Source organism: Vibrio sp. HM8-C, from assembly GCF_058630515.1.
On the sequence record NZ_JBMMKS010000033.1, the window covers coordinates 1 to 4,151 of the forward strand.

A 4,151-nucleotide genomic window follows, 5' to 3' on the forward strand; every position below is an offset into this window, starting at 1 on the left:
AGCGCGGAGGGAGGGGTGAGTCCGAACGAGGCCTGCGCGCCCACTTCCTGCCTGAAATTTTCCGCTTACTGCATTCTTTCTAATTTATTGCGGACGAAGTGAGTCTTTCATGTGGGAACGACAGTACGAGCACGGTCGATGGAATGGGCATCAGATCAGCATCCTAGCCACTGCCATTGATGGCGGTAAGCGCTTGCACATCAGTGAGATTCCTTATGCTGAACTGCCGCACGTTCGTATCATGGGCAGCAAAGCGCGCACCATTAAACTGGACGTGGTGTTTGTTGGTAGCAGCTCGCTGGCGGACTCCAACGCTTTCATCGACACTCTTAACGAATCACCTCGCGGTGAGCTTGAGCATCCTTGGCTCGGTGAACTGCCTTTGGTGTTCGAAACCTTCTCGCAAAGCATCACCACCAAGCGCGGCATTGTTACGCTCAGTTTGTCATTCGTTCGTGCCGGTTCTTCGCCAAGCATCAGCGCGCCAACCATCGTTCGCACCAAGCAGTTGGCTGCGGTTGTGGAAACCACTTCCGCATCGTCGTTCTCAACCGATGTCAGTAAGATGAGTGTTGCTGAGATTAACCAAACCCAAAGCGATTACACCAAAGCGTTGGACACGCTGACCGACATCACGCACCGCATCAACAGCAACATTGACCAAGCGCAGAGCGCGGTCGCCAACAACAAGTTCAAAGAAGTCTATCGCGCCATCAACAAAGCCTATGCAGCCGTAAGCCGTTTAGGTTCGCAGCCTGGTTACTTCAGTGAAATGTTCAGCTCTGCCATGTTACTGCTGGCAAACCTTGTGCAATCGGAATCCAAGTCGGACAGTGAAGCGGTCGACAACTCGCGCAACGCTCAAAAGCAATTGCTTGAGCAAGTCAGTGATGATGCGGTGTCACCTCACTACAACATTCAGATGGTGACGGGCGCGGTTCAGATGTGTCAGGACCTAGCGACACTGGAAAAAGAAGAGAGTTTTGATGTCACCACAACCAACAAGAAACCGGACATCATTCAAAGTGATTTGATTGCCTTGGTAGAAAGCCTCGACGCGCGCATTGATGAAGTGACCCAAGTTTCCACTATGGAAAGCATGGCGCTGTTTGATTCGCTATTAGCGCTCAAGAGCAATGTGCAAACGCAGCTCGATAAAGTCACCAAAGGCAGCACTGCGCACCGCGTGATTGAGCAGCCTCGCTTTAAACCTGCGCTGACTATCGCGCACGACCAATACACTGACGAACACTTGATCACTGCCATCAATGCCTTGCAGCATCCGCTGTTCATGCGCGGTGAGATTGCCGTGAGGGATGCGCAATGAACAAGTTAACCCTACGAATCAACGGCACTGCGGTGGTGTTCTATAGCGCAAGCCTGAATTACTCGCTCGAACAACTGGCGCACACCTTTACCTGTTCCATTCCAACAATGACCATTACTAAGCCGCTGCCTGTGGAGTTCTACCTTAACGATGTGTTGATCTTCACTGGGCAAATTGATGGTGTCGATTCGTCGACCGATTCTAGTAGCCATTCGCTTGAGATTTCAGGGCGCTCGAAGAGTGCCAACATGATTGACTCGCGCATCACCATGGACGCGCTGTATGACCAACCTGTCGACAAACTGCTTCGCAAGTTAGCCGCGCCATTCAACCTTGATGTGCAGTGTTTGGTTAAGGGCCTTGCTGATGTGGAAGAGTTTCAAATCAACGCCGAATCGCCCGTGGAGAACGTGGCGCAGGTTATCCGTGAACAAGGCTTTGTGTTGGTTGAGCGTAACGGTGTGCTCACCATCGAAAACCCAGCTCACGCCACCATTCAAGGCATTAGCCTAGAGGTCGGCAACAACATTGAGCAGCTTGGTATCTCACGCAAGTTTGATAAGCAGTTTCACACTATTGAAGTGCAAGGCGCGTGGGATGATGCCAGTGCCACGGTCACATCGAGTGACATTGATAGCTCACGAACCATGGTCATCATCAGTGACCAACTGCAAACCGAAGAGGCCTGTTTATCGCGCGCGAACTATGAGAGTAACTCTGCCATTGCCCAAAGCCTCACGGCATCGTCAACTATCGCTGATGTTTTTCCACAGCTCGCTATTGACGGTATGAACCGAGTAATACGTGTGATCGACAAAGAGCAGAACTTCAGTGAAATGTTGGTGATTAAAGCTTTAGGGTTATCGGTGTCCGAAAGCTCGGCTTCAACCTCGATACAGCTTTCGCGCCCATTCAAGGAGCAAAGCGATGTCTAATCTGCTCGCTCGTCTGATGGGGCGAATCAAAAACATTGTGGGTACAGGAACCATCACGGGTGCAGAGACTCAGTGGCTGCAAATCAAAACGGCGACGGGTAGAACCAATGACCGTATTCGTCGCGTACATAACTACGGCTTTATGAGTCGCCCGTTAGTCGGAGCAAAAACCTACAACCTGTTTATTGGTGGCGTGACTGCGCGTGGCATTACCGTCAACGTGGAAGATGAGCGTTACCAGATGGAGCTGCAGCCCGGTGAGGTCGCCATGCTCGATGATAAAGGCAATCTGGTTCATTTCACGGCTAGCGGTATCAAGATTCAGTCTGCAGCAAAAATTGAAATGGTCGCACCAAGTGAAGTGAGCGTAACGGCGCTCAAGGTCAATGTGACTGCCGCAAGTTCAACTTTCTCAGGCAATGTCGACATCGCAGGCAACCTGAATGTAGCAGGCAATGTCGGCGGGGCTTCAGGTCAGTTCGCAGGCGTGATGGTAGAAACCCATACCCATAACTACATCGATGATTCAACCAACCGAGTATCGCAAGGACCCAACGCGTCATGAGTAAATTTGCCCTAAGCGCATTGACCGCCCCAATCCGCTCACAAGAAGGCATGAAACACGCCATCTTGCAGAGCATTCATAACCACGTCGAATCGACAAAGAACGATCGCGCCCGTATGGAAAAAGACGAGCGTGGCGGCTGTTGGAGTGAAGCGTTCCTGAGTATGGTTGGCTCGCGCGACTGGACACTCAAACGCGAAAAGCTCACGGCTCAAACCCTCAGTCTCGCCAAACGCTTTTATGAAGAGTCCTTGGCCTGGGTGGTGGGCGAAGGTCACGCCAAAAGCATTGATGTGAAGGTATGGGAGAGCAAACCGACCGTCATGAGCCGAGTCGCCACCGTCACTTTACTGGATGGCAGCAAATTTGAGGTAGAGCTATGAGCACGCAAATCAGTTTAGAAACATTAATCAACCGAGCGAAAGCCACGTTGATTGCCAAGACTGGGCAGAACAACCCAGCCATTGAAGCACTGGCGTGCGCGATTGCGGGCGTGAGTTACGGGCAATACGGTTATCAAGACCAACTGTTTCGCGAGCTGCACCCAGAAACCTGTTCAGAATCTTGGTTGTATCTGCATGCCAATCGTCATGACACGCCGCGTCTGTTACCCACATTCGCAACGGGCAGCGTTCAGTTTGTTGAGCTGGGCGGAACCGTGGTGATCCCAAAAGGTCGCTTACTGACGGATGCGACAGGCAACGAGTTTGAAACCACCGAAGAGCAATACAGTAATGCACCCGTGAATGTTATCGCTTTGGTTTCCGGTACTGACAGCAACTTACCCGAAGGCAGCATGCTGACACTTTCTGAAGGTTTGGAAGGGGTTGACCCAAGTCAGGTAGAAAGCTTGGGTATTTCAGGCGGCTCCGACATTGAAGCGCTTGAGCATTGGCGAGCTCGCGTGATTGTCGCCTATGAGAAAAATGACCTGATTGGTAAAGCGGAAGATTACGAAGTGTGGGCAACCTCTGCTCATTCCGATGTCGATTATGCCTGGGCGTTAGATAACACGCCCGAGCGTGGCATGGTGGAAGTGTATGTCGGAAGTCGTGCCAATGATCCAACGGTGAGTGCTGAAGTCATCAATCTGGTTCAACAAACCTTTGAAGATAATCGGTTAGCCGGTTGTCACCCGATGGCGCTCGTTCCTCAACATGCGCAGCTCGATATAGAAATTCAGGGCATTGAAGACTTAAACATCCGCGCCGATGTGGTGGCTGCGCTGCAAACTCTAGTTCAAAACAAGATGGGAAAAATCGATGACGCCACAGGTGCGCCTGAATCCATAACGCCCACGGAAATCGTGTTAACCGTTTCAACG

5 protein-coding genes are annotated in these 4,151 nt (G+C 51.4%); all 5 read left to right on the forward strand.

What is annotated here, in order from left to right; genetic code table 11:
• Positions 1–109 precede the first annotated feature (109 nt).
• The gene (locus ACOSVQ_RS20555; RefSeq protein WP_491984293.1) at positions 110–1,327 is read left to right on the forward strand and encodes a DNA circularization N-terminal domain-containing protein; all 1,218 of its coding nucleotides are present in this window, start codon (positions 110–112) and stop codon (positions 1,325–1,327) included.
• Complete coding sequence (locus ACOSVQ_RS20560; RefSeq protein ID WP_491984294.1) at positions 1,324–2,262, forward strand: phage tail protein; 939 nt, start codon at positions 1,324–1,326, stop codon at positions 2,260–2,262. The genes ACOSVQ_RS20555 and ACOSVQ_RS20560 overlap by 4 nt, the downstream gene beginning before the upstream one ends.
• Positions 2,255–2,827, forward strand: a complete 573-nt coding sequence (locus tag ACOSVQ_RS20565; RefSeq protein WP_491984295.1) for a phage baseplate assembly protein domain-containing protein — start codon at positions 2,255–2,257, stop codon at positions 2,825–2,827. Before ACOSVQ_RS20560 ends, ACOSVQ_RS20565 begins: the two co-directional genes overlap by 8 nt.
• Positions 2,824–3,210 carry a phage GP46 family protein gene (locus ACOSVQ_RS20570; RefSeq protein ID WP_491984296.1) on the forward strand — a complete coding sequence of 129 codons (387 nt, stop codon included), beginning with the start codon at positions 2,824–2,826 and terminating at the stop codon, positions 3,208–3,210. The genes ACOSVQ_RS20565 and ACOSVQ_RS20570 overlap by 4 nt, the downstream gene beginning before the upstream one ends.
• Positions 3,207–4,151: baseplate J/gp47 family protein (locus tag ACOSVQ_RS20575; protein WP_491984297.1), on the forward strand; the 945-nt coding region annotated here is incomplete at its 3' end. The genes ACOSVQ_RS20570 and ACOSVQ_RS20575, both read left to right, overlap by 4 nt.